General features: G+C 70.7%; 13 protein-coding genes. 5 read left to right on the forward strand and 8 right to left on the reverse strand.

Features of this window, described 5'->3' with window-relative positions; genetic code table 11:
* Positions 1–587: 587 nt before the first annotated feature.
* The 5 genes from BEK98_RS27850 to glyA are packed head-to-tail and all read right to left on the reverse strand — an operon-like array spanning position 588 to position 6,893.
* On the reverse strand, positions 588–1,208 hold the full coding sequence (locus BEK98_RS27850; protein ID WP_094219409.1) for a sarcosine oxidase subunit gamma: 621 nt from the start codon (positions 1,206–1,208) through the stop codon (positions 588–590).
* Positions 1,201–4,083, reverse strand: a complete 2,883-nt coding sequence (locus BEK98_RS27855; protein ID WP_094219410.1) for a sarcosine oxidase subunit alpha family protein — start codon at positions 4,081–4,083, stop codon at positions 1,201–1,203. Before BEK98_RS27855 ends, BEK98_RS27850 begins: the two co-directional genes overlap by 8 nt.
* Complete coding sequence (locus tag BEK98_RS27860; RefSeq protein ID WP_094219411.1) at positions 4,080–4,361, reverse strand: sarcosine oxidase subunit delta; 282 nt, start codon at positions 4,359–4,361, stop codon at positions 4,080–4,082. The genes BEK98_RS27855 and BEK98_RS27860 overlap by 4 nt, the downstream gene beginning before the upstream one ends.
* A gap of 10 nt (positions 4,362–4,371) precedes the next feature.
* Entirely contained in the window at positions 4,372–5,592 is a 1,221-nt protein-coding gene (locus BEK98_RS27865; RefSeq protein WP_094219412.1) for a sarcosine oxidase subunit beta family protein, read from the reverse strand.
* Positions 5,589–6,893 (reverse strand): serine hydroxymethyltransferase, encoded by a 1,305-nt coding sequence (glyA, locus tag BEK98_RS27870; protein WP_094219413.1) that lies wholly within the window; start codon positions 6,891–6,893, stop codon positions 5,589–5,591. Before glyA ends, BEK98_RS27865 begins: the two co-directional genes overlap by 4 nt.
* Before the next feature lie 96 nt (positions 6,894–6,989).
* On the opposite strand from glyA, the gene BEK98_RS27875 reads away from it, so the two are divergent.
* Positions 6,990–7,655: a GntR family transcriptional regulator gene (locus BEK98_RS27875; protein ID WP_094219414.1), complete on the forward strand. Its 666-nt coding sequence runs from the start codon at positions 6,990–6,992 to the stop codon at positions 7,653–7,655.
* 14 nt (positions 7,656–7,669) lie between these two features.
* Here the strand turns inward: BEK98_RS27875 and BEK98_RS27880 are convergent, their stop codons facing one another.
* Together BEK98_RS27880 and BEK98_RS27885 are read right to left on the reverse strand one after the other, a co-directional pair.
* Positions 7,670–8,362 carry a GntR family transcriptional regulator gene (locus BEK98_RS27880; protein ID WP_167444272.1) on the reverse strand — a complete coding sequence of 231 codons (693 nt, stop codon included), beginning with the start codon at positions 8,360–8,362 and terminating at the stop codon, positions 7,670–7,672.
* Between the two features lie 265 nt (positions 8,363–8,627).
* On the reverse strand, positions 8,628–10,034 hold the full coding sequence (locus BEK98_RS27885; RefSeq protein ID WP_094219416.1) for a short-chain fatty acyl-CoA regulator family protein: 1,407 nt from the start codon (positions 10,032–10,034) through the stop codon (positions 8,628–8,630).
* A gap of 379 nt (positions 10,035–10,413) precedes the next feature.
* Between BEK98_RS27885 and aceA the strand changes: the two genes are divergently transcribed.
* From aceA to BEK98_RS27905, 4 genes are all read left to right on the forward strand, one after another.
* Entirely contained in the window at positions 10,414–11,697 is a 1,284-nt protein-coding gene (gene aceA, locus BEK98_RS27890) for an isocitrate lyase (RefSeq protein WP_094219417.1), read from the forward strand.
* A gap of 63 nt (positions 11,698–11,760) precedes the next feature.
* Positions 11,761–13,353: a malate synthase A gene (aceB, locus tag BEK98_RS27895; RefSeq protein WP_094219418.1), complete on the forward strand. Its 1,593-nt coding sequence runs from the start codon at positions 11,761–11,763 to the stop codon at positions 13,351–13,353.
* Positions 13,350–14,219: a 3-hydroxybutyryl-CoA dehydrogenase gene (locus tag BEK98_RS27900; RefSeq protein ID WP_094219419.1), complete on the forward strand. Its 870-nt coding sequence runs from the start codon at positions 13,350–13,352 to the stop codon at positions 14,217–14,219. The genes aceB and BEK98_RS27900 overlap by 4 nt, the downstream gene beginning before the upstream one ends.
* A gap of 244 nt (positions 14,220–14,463) precedes the next feature.
* Complete coding sequence (locus BEK98_RS27905) at positions 14,464–15,435, forward strand: cytochrome c oxidase assembly protein (RefSeq protein ID WP_094219420.1); 972 nt, start codon at positions 14,464–14,466, stop codon at positions 15,433–15,435.
* Between the two features lie 153 nt (positions 15,436–15,588).
* Here BEK98_RS27905 and BEK98_RS27910 read toward each other — a convergent pair whose 3' ends face one another.
* Positions 15,589–16,563: an antibiotic biosynthesis monooxygenase gene (locus BEK98_RS27910; protein WP_094219421.1), complete on the reverse strand. Its 975-nt coding sequence runs from the start codon at positions 16,561–16,563 to the stop codon at positions 15,589–15,591.
* Positions 16,564–16,567 lie beyond the last annotated feature (4 nt).

Consider the following 16,567-nt stretch of genomic DNA (forward strand, 5'->3'; position numbering starts at 1 on the left):
TCCATGATCGCCCCCGCGTGCGAGCGCGGGGGTGCGCGACAGGCGCGGGCCGGACTGAGGACCGGTGCGCGCGATGAGCGCAAGCTGACACTGAAGTTCAGCCTGAAGAAGCGGTGACAGTGAAGGTTCGAGTCCTTCCCCCGGCACAGCGCCCGCAACGGGCCGGGGTAGCCCAACATGGCAGAGGCAGCCGCGGTCAATCTCAGACTCTCGCTCCAGTCTCAGCATCGCCGCCGATCGCCGGATCGACCGGGGCCGGACGAACGCCGTCGGATGCGAGTTCGACTCTCGCCTGCACCTCTCACACGGTGCGGTAGTTCAAAGGAAGAACACGACGGCATGATGACTGATCCGTCCTCTTAAACGCCGCCGGCGTGCGCAATTGGGTGGCATCCCCAGGGGCCCGGGAGCTGGATACGACTCCCGGGCTCCGTCACGTCCGGCCCCGACCCGCCGCAGCGTCCGTCGACCAAGGCGTAGAAGGCGCCGCCGTAGGCGATGTCCACTCAGCGAAGCACCACCGTGCGCCTGCCCTGGACGAACCCCCGCCCCTCGCAGTGCCATCGGACGCACAGCCTTCGTACGCATCAGGGGACCTCCGGGCCGCGGTACTCGCTCATCGCGTCGATGAGCCAGCGGGCCAGGTAGTCGGCGAACGAGGACCGCGGGAGGAGCCGGTACGTCGGCGCTCCGTCGACCTGCCAGAGCAGCACCGCGACCGGTCCCACCGTGGTCGACACCGCCTGTCCGGGACCGAAGGCCCGAGGATGCAGGTCCAGCGGGCAGCCCTTCTCCAGCACCTGCCGGGCGGCCGGGCCGCTCAGCTCCAGCGTGGTGCGGTTCGCCGAGACGTCGACAACCGAGCCCGGGTCTCCTCCGAGGGCCTCCTTCAACTCGGTGGCCACTGCGGTCCCCTCGGCCTGGGACAGCACGAGCCACTCGTCAGGGCCGAGCCAGACGACCGTGTGGGGGCCGGACGCGGTGGTGTGGCCGCACTGCCGCGGGAGCGGTGCCCCCAGGGTCTTCTCGATGCGGTCGGCCGCTTCGGAAGCGGGGTCGACGCGCAGGTTCACCATGGTGATGAACGGCCACTCGGTCAGCGTGACACCGCGGGCGCCCGTGACCGTGGCGGCGCGCATCCGCTCTTCCAGATGTGCCAGAGGGCTGCGGCGCAGGCGCACCGGTCCGGCCTCGGTCGGCTCAGCCATCTCGCTTGGTCCCTTCGGGGTCGTAGAGTACGAAGTCGGCCACCTCGACGGGCACCAGCTCCTCGCCCACCGGGGCGAGGAGGGTCTCGCCGATCCTGGCCCGCCCGTCGGCGACGAGGGCGAGGGCGAAGGGGCGGCCGAGGGCCGGGCTGTGGTAGCTGGAGGTGACGTGGCCGAGCATCGGCACCGGCCCGGCCTCGGGGGTCAACGACACATCCGGGGCCACGAGTTGGGTGCCCTCGGGCAGCCGGGTCGCGCGGTCGGCCGGCAGCAGGCCGACCAGCTGCTTGCGGTCGGTGCGGGAGGTGTCGGGGCGGGCGTAGGACCGCTTGCCGACGAAGTCCTTCTGCTTCGAGACCACCCAGGACATGCCCGCGTCCTGCGGGGTGACGGTGCCGTCGGTGTCCTGGCCGACGATGATGTAGCCCTTCTCGGCGCGCAGGACGTGCATGGTCTCGGTGCCGTACGGGGTGATGCCGTACGGCTGCCCGGCCTCGTACACCTGCTCCCAGACGGCCGGGCCGTACCACGCGGAGACGTTGATCTCGTAGGCGAGTTCGCCGGAGAAGGAGATCCGGCAGATACGGGCAGGGATGCCGGTGGCCAGGGTGGTCTCGCGGAAGGCCATGAAGGGGAACGCCTCGGCGGACAGGTCGACGTCGGGCGCGAGTTGGGCGACGACCTGGCGCGACTGCGGGCCGACGACAGCGATCGTCGACCACTGCTCGGTCACCGAGGTGCAGTGGACGTCGAGTTCGGGCCACTCGGTCTGCAGCCACTCCTCCAGCCAGTCCAGGACCGCGGCGGCGCCGCCGGTCGTGGTGGTCATGAAGTAGCGGTTGTCGTCGAGGCGCAGCGTCACGCCGTCGTCGAAGATCATCCCGTCGGGCTTGCACATCACGCCGTAGCGGGCCATGCCGGGCTTGAGCTTCTTGAAGGCGTTCGTATAGATGCGGTTGAGGAACTCGCCCGCGTCCGCGCCCCAGATCTCGATCTTGCCGAGGGTGGAGGCATCCATGAACGCCACGCCCTCGCGGGCCGCTCGGCCCTCGCGGGCCACGGCCGTGTCCATGTCCTCACCGGGCCGGGGGTAGTACCAGGGGCGCTTCCACTGCCCGACGTCCTCGAACTCCGCGCCGTGGGCGACGTGCCAGTGGTGGATGGAGGTGGTGCGTTCGGGATCGAACAGCTCGCCGCGCTCACGCCCGGCCAGGGCGGCGAAAGCCACCGGTGTGTAGGGCGCCCGGTAGGCCGTGGTGCCGATCTCTCCGGGCGACGCACCGGCGCCGAGGGCCTCGGCGATCACCCCGATCGCGTTGACGCCGGACGTCTTGCCCTGGTCGTTCGCCGTGCCGAGCGAGGTGTAGCGCTTGACGTGCTCGACACCGCGCATGCCGGCGCCGGTGGACCGCCAGACGTCGGCGACGGTGACGTCGCGCTGCAGGTCGACGAAGTGGGTGTCCCAGCTGCCGGGTTCGCCGTCGGGGGCAGGCACCAGCCACAGGGCGCGCACCTCAGGACGTGCCTCCTGGTACGAAGCCGTGGGCACCGGCACCGGGAAACCGGCGTCCGTCGCGGCCCGCGCACCGGCCCGCGCCCCCTCGGCCAGACAGCCGTCGAGGTCGTACGTCCCGCGCGCCGCACCCACGACCTGCTGGTCCCGTACGGTGCCGTCGGGGACGAAGGCGACCAGGTCCTCGTCCCAGCGCAGCCGGCCCTGGCGCTGGCTGTGCAGGTGCACCACCGGGCTCCAGCCGCCCGAGACGGCGAGCAGATCGCAGTCGAACGACTCCGGTTCACCGGTGAGTCGACCGTTCTCGTCGAGGGCCTGGACGGTGACTCCGGCGAGCCGCCCCTCGCCCGCGGTGCCGACCACCGCACTTCCCGTCAGCACCCGCACCCCGGTCGCCACGGCGACATCGGCTGCCCGGCGGGACAGCTCGGGGCGCGCGTCCACGACGGCGGCGACGTGGATCCCGGCGGCGTGGAGATCGGCGACGGTCTCATAGGCGCTGTCGTTGGTCGTGCTGACCACGGCCCGCGAGCCGGGAGCCACGGCGTACCGGTTGAGGTACGAGCGCACGGCCGCCGCGAGCATCACCCCGGGTCGGTCGTTGCCGGCGAAGACCAGCGGACGCTCGTGCGCACCGGTCGCCAGGACCACCTGGCGGGCCCGGATGTGCCACAGCCGTTGGCGCGAGACGCCTTCGGGGGCGTCGGCTCCGAGGTGGTCGGTGCGCCGCTGGAGGGCCAGCACGTAGTTGTCGTCGTACGACCCGAAAACCGTGGTGCGTCGCAGGACCACGACCTCGGGGGCGGCGTCGAGTGCCGCGCGGACCTCGGCGACCCATTCCAGGGCGCTCTGCGCGCCGAACCTCTCGGCACGCCCGGAGAGCAGCGAACCGCCGGGCTCGGGCTGGTCGTCGACGAGGATCACGCGGGCGCCGGAGCCGGCGGCAGCGGCGGCGGCCGCCAGCCCGGCCGGTCCGGCGCCGACGACCAGGACGTCGGTGTGTCCGTACTTCTTGTCGTAGACGGCGGGGTCGGGGGTCGGGTCGAGCCGGCCCATCCCCGAGAGCGTCGTGGCGGACAGGCCGTCGTACAGTTCCACGGCCGTGGCCGGGAGCATGCCTTCCGAGCACGAACCGTCGATCTGCACCAGGGCGTTGGGCTCCTCGACACCCGCGGCGACGATCCCGCGCGGGCGGCCGCGGTAGAGCGACGGGGCGACCTCGGCGAGCCCGTTCGCCAGCATCGCCGAGGCGACGGTGTCGCCGGGGTGCCCGGTCAGCTCCCGTCCGTCGACGGTGAACCGCAGCACGCTGCCGCGGTCGATACGGCCACCCTGCTGGAGCCGGAATTGCTGGTCGGTCATCGGTTCCCTCCGGGGCGGGGCTCGGAGAGCCGGTAGGAGGCCAGTACCTCGTGGGTGGCGGTGTCGCGCAGGACGTTGAACCAGCGGCGGCAGCCGGTGCTGTGCATCCACCGCTCAGCGAAGGGACCCTTGGGGTTGTCGCGGTAGAAGACGTACTCGGCCCACTGCTCGTCGGTGAGGTTCGCGGGGTTCTCGGGGTAGGGGACGTGGGCCTGTCCCCCGTAGTGGTACTCGGTCTCGTCACGGGGACCGCACCAGGGGCAGCTGATCAGCAGCACGGTGTCCTCCTCAGTGGGCCACGGCCGCGGCGCCGTGTTCGTCGATCAACGCGCCCGTCGTGAAGCGTTCGAGGGCGAAGGGCGCGTTCAGCGGATGCGGTTCGCCCGTGGCGATGGTGTGGGCGAAGGTCCAGCCGGCGGCGGGGGTGGCCTTGAACCCGCCGGTGCCCCAGCCGCAGTTGACGTAGAGGTTCTCCGCGGGGGTGGTGCCGATGATCGGGGAGGCGTCCGGAGTGACGTCGACGATGCCGCCCCAGGTGCGCAGCACGTGCGCGCGGGCGAAGACCGGGAACAGCTCGACTGCGGCGGCCATCTGACGCTCGATCACATGGAAGGAGCCGCGCTGCCCGTAGCCGTTGTACGAGTCGACGCCGGCGCCCATCACCAACTCGCCCTTGTGGGCCTGGGAGACGTAGACGTGCACGTGGTTCGACATGACCACCGTCGGGTGCACCGGCTCGTGCAGCTCGGAGACCAGCGCCTGCAGCGGGTGGGACTGCACCGGCAGGCGGACGCCGGCCCGCTCGGCCAGCACGCTGCTGTGTCCGGCGGCCGCGAGGCCGACCCGGCCGGCGAGGATACGCCCGCGGCTGGTCTCGACGCCCACGACCCGGTCGCCGTCCTTGAGGAAGCCGGTGACCTCGCACCCCTGGATCAGGTCCACGCCCATCTCGTCGGCCCGCCGGGCCAGCGCCCAGGCGACGTGGTCGTGCTTGGCGATGCCGGCCCGGGGCTGGAAGGTGCCGCCAAGGACCGGATACCGGGTGCGGGACGAGACGTTGAGAATGGGGCAGACCTTGGCGACCTCGTCCGGTTCGAGCCACTCGGCGTCGACTCCGTTGAGGCGGTTGGCGTTGACGCGGCGCACGCCCTCGCGGACGTCCTGCAGGGTGTGCGCCAGATTGAGGACGCCGCGCTGGCTGAACAGGAAGTCGTAGTCCAGTTCCTCCGGGAGCCGCTCCCAGAGCTTGAGCGCGTGCTCGTAGATCGCCGCGCTCTCGTCCCACAGGTAGTTCGAGCGGATGATCGTGGTGTTGCGTGCCATGTTGCCGCCGGCCAGCCAGCCCTTTTCGAGGACGGCGACGTTCGTGATGCCGTGGTTCTTGGCGAGGTAGTAGGCGGTCGCCAGGCCGTGGCCTCCCGCACCGACGATGACGACGTCGTACGAGGAGCGCGGCTCGGGGTTGCGCCACAGGAAGTCCGGATGCTCCGGCAGCGGTGTGGCGGTCATGCCGCGGCTCCGTTCAGGTGGGGATAGAGGGGGAAGGCGGCGGCCAGCTTCTCGACCCGGCTGCGCAGTTCGTCATCAGGCCGTTCGCCCTTCAGGGCCTCGGCGATGATGTCGGCGACCTCGCGGAACTCCGCCTCGCCGAAGCCCCGGGTGGCCAGGGCCGGCGTTCCGATCCGCAGCCCCGAGGAGACCATCGGCGGGCGGGGGTCGAACGGCACCGCGTTGCGGTTGACGGTGATGCCGACGCTGTGCAGCCGGTCCTCGGCCTGCCGCCCGTCCAGCGCGGAGTTCCGCAGGTCGACGAGGACCAGGTGGACTTCGGTGCCGCCGGTCAGCACCGTGATCCCGGCCTCGGCCACGTCGTCGGCCAGCAGCCGTCCGGCGAGGATGCGGGCGCCTTCCAGGGTGCGCCGCTGACGCTGCTTGAACTCCTCGCTCGCCGCCACCTTGAAGGCCACCGCCTTCGCGGCGATGACGTGCTCCAGCGGGCCGCCCTGCTGTCCGGGGAAGACCGCGGAGTTGATCTTCTTGGCCAGGTCGGCACGGCTGAGGATCACACCGCCGCGCGGGCCACCGAGGGTCTTGTGCGTGGTGGTCGTCACGACGTCGGCATACGGCACCGGGTTGGGGTGGAGGCCGGCGGCCACCAGCCCGGCGAAGTGCGCCATGTCCACCATCAGATACGCGCCCACCGCGTCGGCGATGCGCCGGAACGCGGCGAAGTCCAGCCGCCGGGGGTAGGCCGACCAGCCCGCGACGATCATCTTCGGCCGGTGCGCGAGGGCGAGCTGCTCGACCTCGTCCATGTCGATACGCATGTCGGACTCGCGCACGTGGTAGGGCACGACGTTGTACAGCTTGCCGGAGTAGTTGATGCGCATGCCGTGGGTCAGGTGACCGCCGTGCGCCAGGTCGAGGCCGAGGATCGTGTCGCCGGGCTGGAGCAGTGCGAACATCGCGGCCGCGTTGGCCTGGGCGCCCGAGTGCGGCTGCACGTTCGCGGCGTCGGCGCCGAAGAGGTCCTTCACCCGGGCGATGGCCAACTGCTCGATGACGTCGACGTGTTCGCAGCCGCCGTAGTAGCGGCGGCCCGGGTAGCCCTCGGCGTACTTGTTGGTCAGTACCGAGCCCTGTGCCTCCATGACCGCGGCCGGGGCGAAGTTCTCCGAGGCGATCATCTCGAGGGTGGACTGCTGACGGTGCAGCTCGGCGTCCACCGCGGCGGCGACATCCGGGTCGAGCTCGCTGAGCGGGAGGACGAGGGGGGAGGTGGCCTGGGCGATCGGCGGGTTCGTTGCCATCTGTGCACCATCCTGAGAGCCAACTAATGGACAACTGATATATCAGCCTTGGCGCTAAAGTATGGGAGCGCGCAGGACAGGTCAAGGGGGCTTCTCATGCAGCACGTGGCGGCCGAGCCCAGGGACGAGGATCTGTCCCTCGCCGAGCATGCCTACCGGGCCATCCGCGACCGGCTCGTCATGCTCGAGATCCGTCCGGGCGCGCCGATCAACGAGGAGCAGCTGGCGCAGTCCCTCGGCGTCGGACGGACGCCGGTGCGCGAGGCGCTCAAGCGGCTCCAGTACGAGCGCCTCATCACGACGTACCCGCGGCGCGGCACCTTCGCCACCGACGTCAACATCACCGACCTGGCCCATATCTCCGAGGTGCGCCAGGAGCTGGAGCCGCTGGCCGCCGCCCAGGCGGCGCGGCGCGCCACCGCCACGGACCGGGCGACCCTGAAGGCCCTACTGCGGGAGCTGGCGAGCGCGCACTCCGGTCGGCACGACGCCACCGAGCTCATGCACCTGGACCTTCAGGTCCACCGCGCCATCTACGCCGCCACGCACAACCCGTACCTGGAAGACACCCTCGTCCGCCACGACAACCTGGCCACCCGCATCTGGTGCCTGTTCGTCGACCGTCTGTCCGACATGGCAGGCCACGTCGAAGAGCACGGACCGTTGATCGAGGCGATCGTGACCGGTGAACCCGACAAGGCGGCACAGCTCGCCCGCAGCCATGTCGAAGGCTTCGAACGGGCCATTCGCGACGCCATCTGAGAACGGTCTCCGCGTCAGTGCGCGGCGCTCCGCGGCTCCCCCGGGTGCAGGCGGGGCCTGCCCGCCAAGGTGGTCCACAGGTGCGGGGCGACGTCGTCCTCGGGGAGCTGGGCGATCATGTAGCGGACGCAGCGTTCGATCTTGACCCGCCACAGACGCGCCGCCTCGTTCCCGTCCGCGTCGCGCAGCGCGTCGTGGACGGCGGTGTCCTCGTCGGCGATGGTGTCGCAGGCCTGGCTGTAGTCCATGTCCAGGACCGTGACGAACATGCGCAGGCGGGCCGTGAGGCGTTCGAAGGTGCCGGCGGCCTGCGGGAGGTCCGCGATACGGGCGAGGGCGTCCTGGAACCGCAGGTCGTCCTCGCGGATACGGATGTGGTCGTTGTCCCGGGCGGCGGAGCAGACCTCCGCCAAGGCCGCCGAGGCCGGGGCGAGGTTCTCCGGGCCGAGCATGGCGACACGGCGGATGAGCAGCGCACCGAGGCCGGCGCGCAGAGCGTAGAGATCGAGGACGTCCTTCGCCGTGACGGCGGGGACGGCGGTCGCGCCACCGGGGAGCAGTTCGAGCATCCCCTCGTCCGCCGGCGCCCGCAGCCCCGCGCGGACGACCCGGCGTGAGAGGCCGAGGCGGACCGCGAGCGGCGCCTCCCGAACACGGTCGCCGGGCCGGTGGCCACCGGCGAGGACGGCTTCACGCAGCAGGCCCACGACGGGGTCGATGGTGATGGGGGCGCCGGGCGGAGCGTCGGAGGCTGCGATCCGGGGCGCACCGGCAACAGCCGGGTGGCCCTGTGCGCGCGCCTCTTCGGCGTTCGAGTCTTTCGGAGCGCACCCCTGATGGGGATCCTTGAGAACGGCCGGGGCTGCTCCTCGTGCAGGCATAGGAGCCGCACGCACTATCCATCGGCGACCGACACCCACGCCGCACCACGGCACCCTCGCCGTCTGTCGGACGACCGAGCGCAGCGATCGGTCAGGACGTCGGATCAGCGACGGGGTAGGGCACGAAAGTACTGGCGTTCTGGTCGATCCGCAGGGGACGCCCGACGGGCGGCGCGGCCCGCTGGGGGCAGTCGAGGCGTTCGCAGACGCGGCACCCCATGCCGATGGGGGTGGCGGCGGAGGCGTTGGTGAGGTCGAGGCCGTCGGAGTAGACGAGGCGGTGGGCGTGGCGGACTTCGCAGCCGAGGCCGATGGCGAAGGTCTTGCCGGGTTCGCCCCAGCCCCCGCGGTGCCGGGTGACGGCTCGAGCGGTCCACAAGTAGCGCTGCCCGTCCGGCATTTCGGCGATCTGGACGTGGATGCGTCCGGGGGCGGCGAACGCCTCGTACACGTTCCACAGCGGGCAGGTGCCGCCGGCCCGGGAGAAGTGGAAGTCCGTGGCGGACTGGCGCTTGGACATGTTGCCGGCCCGATCGACCCGGACGAAGGAGAAGGGCACACCGCGCAGGCGCGGGCGCTGGAGGGTGCTCAGGCGGTGGCAGACGGTCTCGTACCCGAGGCCGTAGCGGTCGGTGAGGCGTTCGATGTCGTAGCGCACCTCTTCGGCGGCCGCGTGGAAGGCGGGGTACGGCAGGATCAGGGCCGCCGCGAAGTAGTTGGCGATGCCGATGCGGGCCAGGGCATGGGCGGGCGAGCCGGGCTCGAAGTCCTCGGCGGCCTCGCGGTCGAGCGTGTCGCCGTGTTCGAGCAGGGCAAGCTGGGTGGCCATGCGGAAGGCGCGTTGACCGGGGCGCAGACGGGTGGACAGGTGCAGGGTGCGCGTCGAGTCGTCGTAGTGGTGCAGTCGGTCGCCGGTCTCGGCGGTCAGCCGGACGCCGTGGCGATCGGCCAGGCGGGCCGTGAGGGTCCGTGTGACGTCGCCGGGCCGGATGCCGATCTCCTGAGCCAGTTCCTCGGCCGCGAGGTCGGTGTCGTGGAGGTAGTTCTGGCGGCGGTAGAAGAAGTCCCGGATTTCCTCGTGGGGTGAGCGGGGCTGCTCGGAGTCGGTCCCGCGGCCGTCCGTCGCTTCGGTGAGGCGCTCGGCGAGCCGGTGGTTGCGGCGGCCGAGGTCGAGCAGGACCTGGGCGACGGCGGGCATCCGGGCGGCGAGTTCCGTCAGGTCGGCGGCGGAGACCCGGGCCTCGGCGAGTTCCCCCGCCAACGCCTCACGAAGGTCCGCCACCAGACGTGTCGTGTCGCGCTCGGAGAAGAAGCCCGGGTCGACGCCGAAGGCTTCAGTCAGGCGCAGCAGGACCGGGACGGTGAGCGGCCGGGAGTCGTGCTCCATCTGGTTGAGGTAGCTGGGCGAGATGGCGAGGACGCGGGCCAGTTCGGCCTGGCTCATCCGGCGTTCCTCGCGCAGGCGTCGCAGACGCGCCCCCGCATACGTCTTGCCCACCCGATCGCCCTCCGTGTCCGACTCCCCGTCAGCGTACGGGATCAGACCGTCCGCGCACTCTTCGCAACCTTGGCAAACGGCGAGCGGAAGATGCGCAGAAGTTGGCAGGCATCCACGGTTGTTGGCACCCAGTGCCAGTGTCAGAGTCTCAGTGCGGCCCGCCGGACACCGGCGACCACCGCCCGGAGCTGGGGCGCGATTCATGCCCTGACGTCGGAGATCCCAGCGACGGCGAGGTCGTGACCGGCAGCGTTGCTCACCTCCGCCCCTCGGCGTAACGGTGGGCCGCACTTCAGCCTCTCGACACACAGTGCCACAGCCTGCTGCCCCAGACAGGGGCGTTGGCAGCCAGTACAGATTCAAGGAGACGGTGACAGTCATGGCAGATGCGAGGACGCAGGCGGCCGAGGAACTGGCGCGGCGCTGGGCCACCGACCCCCGCTGGCAGGGCATCGAGCGGACCTACGGCGCCGAGGACGTGATCCGTCTCTCGGGCAGCGTCCGCGAGGAGCACACTCTGGCCCGGCGCGGCGCCGAGCGGCTGTGGCGGCAGCTGCACGACCTGGACTACGTCCATGCGCTGGGTGCCCTGACCGGCGGCCAGGCCGTCCAGCAGGTCAAGGCAGGTCTACAGGCGATCTACCTGTCCGGCTGGCAGGTCGCCGCCGACGCGAACCAGGCCGGCCACACCTACCCCGACCAGAGCCTGTATCCCGCCAACTCGGTGCCGCAGGTGGTCCGTCGGATCAACAACGCGCTGCTGCGCGCCGACCAGATCGCCACCGCCGAGGACGCCGGCGACACGACCGACTGGCTGGCGCCGATCGTCGCGGACGCGGAGGCGGGCTTCGGCGGCCCGCTGAACGCATTCGAGCTGACCAAGGCGATGATCGCCGCGGGCGCGGCCGGCATCCACTACGAGGACCAGCTCGCCTCGGAGAAGAAGTGCGGCCACCTGGGCGGCAAGGTGCTCGTGCCGACCTCGCAGCACATCCGCACCCTGAACGCGGCCCGCCTCGCGGCCGACATCGCCGACGTGCCCACCGTCGTCATCGCCCGCACCGACGCCCTGGCCGCCAATCTGCTCACCAGCGACGTCGACGAGCGCGACGCCGAGTTCGTCACCGGCGAGCGCACGGCGGAAGGCTTCTACCGGGTGCGGAACGGCATGGCGCCCGTGATCGCTCGCGGGCTCGCCTACGCCCCGTACGCCGACCTGATCTGGGTCGAGACGGGCACGCCCGACCTCGCCCAGGCCCGCGAGTTCGCCGAGGCGATCCACGCCGAGTACCCGGACCGGATGCTCGCCTACAACTGCTCGCCGTCCTTCAACTGGAAGGCCGCCCTGGACGACGACCAGATCGCCAAGTTCCAGCGCGAACTGGGCGCGATGGGCTACACGTTCCAGTTCATCACGCTGGCCGGCTTCCACTCCCTCAACCACGGCATGTTCGACCTCGCCCGCGGCTACGCGGAGCACGGCATGACCGCCTATGTCGACCTCCAGGAGCGGGAGTTCGCCGCCCAGGCACACGGCTTCACCGCCGTCAGGCACCAGCGCGAGGTCGGCACGGGCTACTTCGACCTGGTCTCCACCGCCGTCAACCCCGCCTCCTCCACCACCGCCCTGGCCGGTTCCACGGAGGAAGAGCAGTTCCACTAGGCACCCCCGGCCGAGCGGGGGCCCGTACCACCCCCGCTCCCCCTTCCTCCCGCAGGAGAAGCGATGTCCACCCGTGCTCTGACCCACCATGTCCGTGTTCTGGCCCCTCTGGGCAACCGGCACGACGAGATCCTCACGCCCGCCGCCCTGGACTTCGTCGGTCACCTGGTCGCGGCCTTCGGCAAGCGCCGCCAGGACCTGATGAGGGAACGCAGGCGACAGGCCCTGCGCCTGGCCAGTGGCTCCCCGCTCGACTTCCCGATGGTCACCTCCGCCGTCCGCGCCGACCCGACGTGGCGCGTCGCACCGCCCGCTCCCGGCCTGACCGACCGCCGCGTCGAGATCACCGGCCCGCCGGAACGCCGTACGACGGTCAGCGCCTTGAACTCCGGGGCGCGGGTATGGATGGCCGATTTCGAAGACGCAACCGCTCCCACCTGGGAGAACGTCATCAGCGGCCAGCTCAACCTGTTGGACGCCATCGAGCGGAGGATCGACTTCTCCTCCGAGGACGGGAAGGAGTACCGGCTCGGCGGACAGCTCGCCACCATCGTCGTACGACCACGCGGCTGGCACCTGGACGAGGAGCACCTGGAATACGACGGCCGGCCTGTGCCCGCCGCGCTCGTCGACTTCGGCCTGTACTTCTTCCACTGTGCCCAGCGCCAGATCGACGCCGGGCACGGTCCGTACTTCTACCTGCCGAAGCTGGAGAACCGCTACGAGGCCCGGCTGTGGAACGACATCTTCGTCACCGCACAGGAACTCCTCGGCATCCCCCAGGGCACGATTCGCGCCACGGTCCTCATCGAGACGATCACCGCCGCCTTCGAGATGGAGGAGATCCTCCACGAGCTGCGCGAGCACAGCGCCGGACTCAACGCGGGCCGCTGGGACTACCTGTTCAGCCTGATCAAGACCTTCGGCCACCGCACCGACTTCCTGCTGCCGGACCGCGCGCAGGTCACCATGACCGCCCCCTTCATGCGCGCCTACACCGAACTCCTCGTCCGTACCTGCCACCAGCGCGGCGCCCACGCCATCGGCGGCATGGCCGCCCACGTGCCCAGCAAGGACCAGGCAGCCAACGAGGCCGCCCTCGCCAAGGTGCGGCTGGACAAGGAACGCGAGGCCGAGGACGGCTTCGACGGCTCCTGGGTGGCTCACCCGGGCCTGGTCCCGGTGTGCCGTGCGGTGTTCGACGGTGTCCTCGGCGACCGGCCGCACCAGATCGACCGCACGCGGGACGACGTGGAGGTGACGGCGGCAGACCTGCTGTCGGTACGCCGCGTCAGCGGGCCGCCCACCGCGGAGGGAGTGCGTACCAACATCGCCGTCGCCCTGCGCTACTTCGCCGCATGGCTGCGCGGACAGGGCGCCGTCGCCCTCCACGGGCTGATGGAGGACGCGGCCACCGCCGAGATCGCGCGCGTGCAGATCTGGCAGTGGCTGCGGCACCGGGTCATCGACCGCGAGACGGTGCTACGACTGCTCGACGAGGAGACCGAGGCGCTCGGCGCCGAGTATCCGTGGGCACCGGTCGAGGAGGTGCGGGCGCTGTTCCGACGTACAGCGATGTCCGGCGAACTTCCCCTGTTCTTCACGCCGGACGCCTACTCCCGGCACCTCGTGCGGCATGCGGAGCCGGCGTCATGAGCGGGCGTATCCGGCGTGTCGGGGTGGTCGGGGGCGGCCAGATGGGCGCCGGCATCGCCGAGGTGTGCGCGCTGGCCGGTCTGGACACCGTGGTGTGCGAGGTGGACGCGGTCGCGGCCCGCGCGGCACGGGAACGGGTGGCGGCGTCGCTCGAGCGCGCGGTGCGGCGCGGGAAGATGGCCGGGACTGCCGCCCGGGAAGCACTCACCCGGCTCGTCTTCACCGGCGATCTGGAGGAGCTGGCCGACCGGCAACTGGTCATCGAGGCAGTCGTGGAGAACCCGGACGCCAAGACCGAAGTCTTCACCGCCCTCGACAAGATCGTCGAGGATCCGGCGGCTGTCCTGGCGACCAACACCTCCTCACTCCCCGTCATGCGGCTCGGGATGGTGACAGGGCGCGCCGACCGGGTCGTGGGCCTGCACTTCTTCAACCCCGTTCCGGTGCTGCCGCTGGTGGAGGTCGTGGCCTCCCTGCACACGTCGCCCGACACGGTCGCCGCGGTCGAGGAGTTCGCGCGCCGCACCCTCGGCAAGACGGTGATCCGCTCCCAGGACCGGGCGGGCTTCGTCGTCAACGCGCTGCTCGTCCCGTACCTGCTGTCAGCGATCCGGATGGCCGAGTCCGGCTTCGCCACCGCCACCGACATCGACACCGGCATGGAACTGGGCTGTGCCCATCCCATGGGACCGTTGAAACTGGCGGACCTGATCGGCCTGGACACCGTCGCCGCCATCGCCGAGTCGCTGTACGACGAGTTCCGGGAACCCCTCTACGCCCCTCCCCCGCTGCTCCAGCGGATGGTCGAGGCGGGGCTGCTGGGCCGCAGGACCGGCCGGGGATTCCACGTGTACGACCAGGTCTGAGGAACCTGGTCGGGTCGGGCTGAGGGGCCCGGCAACGGCAGCTCCGGCCGAGGGATCCGGTGGCTGCCGGACGCACAGGGGAAAGGTGGGGGCGCCGCGACACTCCGCTTGGTAGGAGCTTGGTAGGAGGCCGGTAGGAGAACGAGGCGCGGCCCCGGTGAGGGTCCGACCGCCACGTCCTGTGCGGCGTAGAGTGCCTCGGCAAGTCCGACCTGATGCCCGTTATGTCGCGAAGGAGATCGCCATGGGGAGTCCGCCGGAACTGACCACCGGACGGCTGTTCTCCTCATGGCAGTTGGACGTGCCCGCGCTGCTGCTCGTCGTCCTGCTGGGCACCCTGTACGGCTGGGGCGTGCTGCGGCTCAGGCGCCGGGGTGGATCCTGGCCCCCGGTCCGCATCGCGGCCTTCACGCTGCTGGGGCTGGGCACGCTGGTCGTGGCCACGATGTCCGCACTGGCCGTGTACGACCATGTGCTGTTCTGGCCGGCCGCGGTGCAGAACATCCTCCTCGACCTGGTCGCACCGCTGGGCCTGGCGCTCGGCGATCCGCTGGGGCTGGCCCTCCGGGCCCTGCACGAACGCGGCGCAGGGCGGGTGCAACGGGCGATGACCGGGCGGGTCGTACGACTCCTCACCTTCCCGCTGATCAGTACCGCGCTGGTGCTGGCGACCGAGCTGACGGTGTACTTCACGCCGTACTTCGAGACCGCTCTCCGCGTCGGCTGGCTGCACGAGTTGATGTATCTGCACCTCCTGGTGGCCGGGTGTCTGTTCGTGGTGCCGGTGCTCACCCGCGAGGAAGCCCTGCCGGAGTGGTGCACGCATCCCGTGCGGGCGGCGCTGGTGTTCCTCGACGGGGTCGTCGACGCGGTGCCCGGCATCGTCGTCATGACCCACGGCACGCTGATCGCCGGGGCCTGGTATCTGCACCATGCCCCGCCCTGGGCGCCGGACGTACAGCGCGACCAGCAGCTCGGCGGGGGCGCGATGATCAGCATCGCGGAGCTGGTGGCACTCCCCTTCCTGCTGGCGATCCTCGCGCAGTGGGCGCGCACCGAGCGGGCCGAGACCGTCGCACTGGACCGCCGTCTGGAGGCGGAGCTGGTCCCGGCGGCACCCGTGGCGGGAGGTGCCGGGGAGGAGGCGGACCGGGTGCGTCCGTGGTGGGAGACGGAGAACAGTGCGGTCGCCCAGCGCATCCGGCAGCAGCGCTGAGCCACGTCGGCCGCTCTTACCGAAGGTGACCGGCGCGGTCCGTGACGGTAGCCACAGCGGGCGTGCGCTGTGCGCGGTTTGATGGAGGCACCTCGTCCGGTGAGGCGTCTTCACGGACACAGGCCACTGACCCACCGACCGGGCCGTCGCCGGTCAGGGCAGTGTCCACAACCGGACCGTGACGAGGTAGAAGACGACAGCCCAGAAGGCCATCGCCACCGCGACGACACCGAGGCCACGGAGGTTGGTTCTTGCCGCCGGTTCGTCCGGCGGTGGTCGCAGCCATCGCCCGAGCAGCGGGTTCACGTAGTAGGGCATGGTCAGGAAGCTCATGATGAGACTCGACAGCAGGTTGCCCACGAGCAGGCCGATCCAGAGCGGCATGTGCAGTGGGGACAGAGCGAGCGTCAGCAGTACGACAGTCGGGTACAGGCCGACCCAGATGGCGAGGGAGGTCCTGGTCTCGGAGGGCGGCGGCGGTGCCTCTTTGCCGTTGCCCTCGAAGGCGAACCAGCTGCCGAACGAGTTGTCGATCGTACGCAGTTTGAAGTCGCTGAACTTCTCGCCCTCGGCCAGGATCTCCTGCCGCTCGGGCGACGTCAGCCAGGCGTCGAGGTGCTCGGCGGTGTCGTAGCGGTACAGCGTGGTCCATTCCTCCTGGAGCCCCTCGATGGGGCGGAAGAGCTCGGTCCCCCGAAACCCTTCGAACTTGCTCTCCTCCTGGACCATGTGGTGCTGCCAGTGGAGGAAGTCGTCGACCTGGTTCGGGTGGACACGGTGGGTGACCACCACGGTGACCAGCGGATCCAGTGACTGGGTGCCGCTGCTGACCACCTGCTGGGTCGCCGGACCGTCGAAGTACTTGGCGCCGACGTCGAGATACGTCTGCCTGGTCCCGCTGTTGATCCACGCCTGCAGATGCGCCACCGAGTCGAACCGGTACACGACGACCCAGTCGGGTTGCAGCGACGTCGGCGGGGAGATCTCGGCGCCCAGGAAACCTGGATAGTAGGCGGCAGCGGCGTTGAGATCCTCCTGCCACGACTCGAATTCCCGCTCCATCCCGGGCAGGACCTTCTGGCCGATGATCGCCGTCGCCGCGGCGGCGATGTTCCTTTCGGTGTTCATGGTG

This window comes from Streptomyces diastatochromogenes, assembly GCF_002242805.1.
Taxonomy (GTDB): domain Bacteria; phylum Actinomycetota; class Actinomycetes; order Streptomycetales; family Streptomycetaceae; genus Streptomyces; species Streptomyces diastatochromogenes.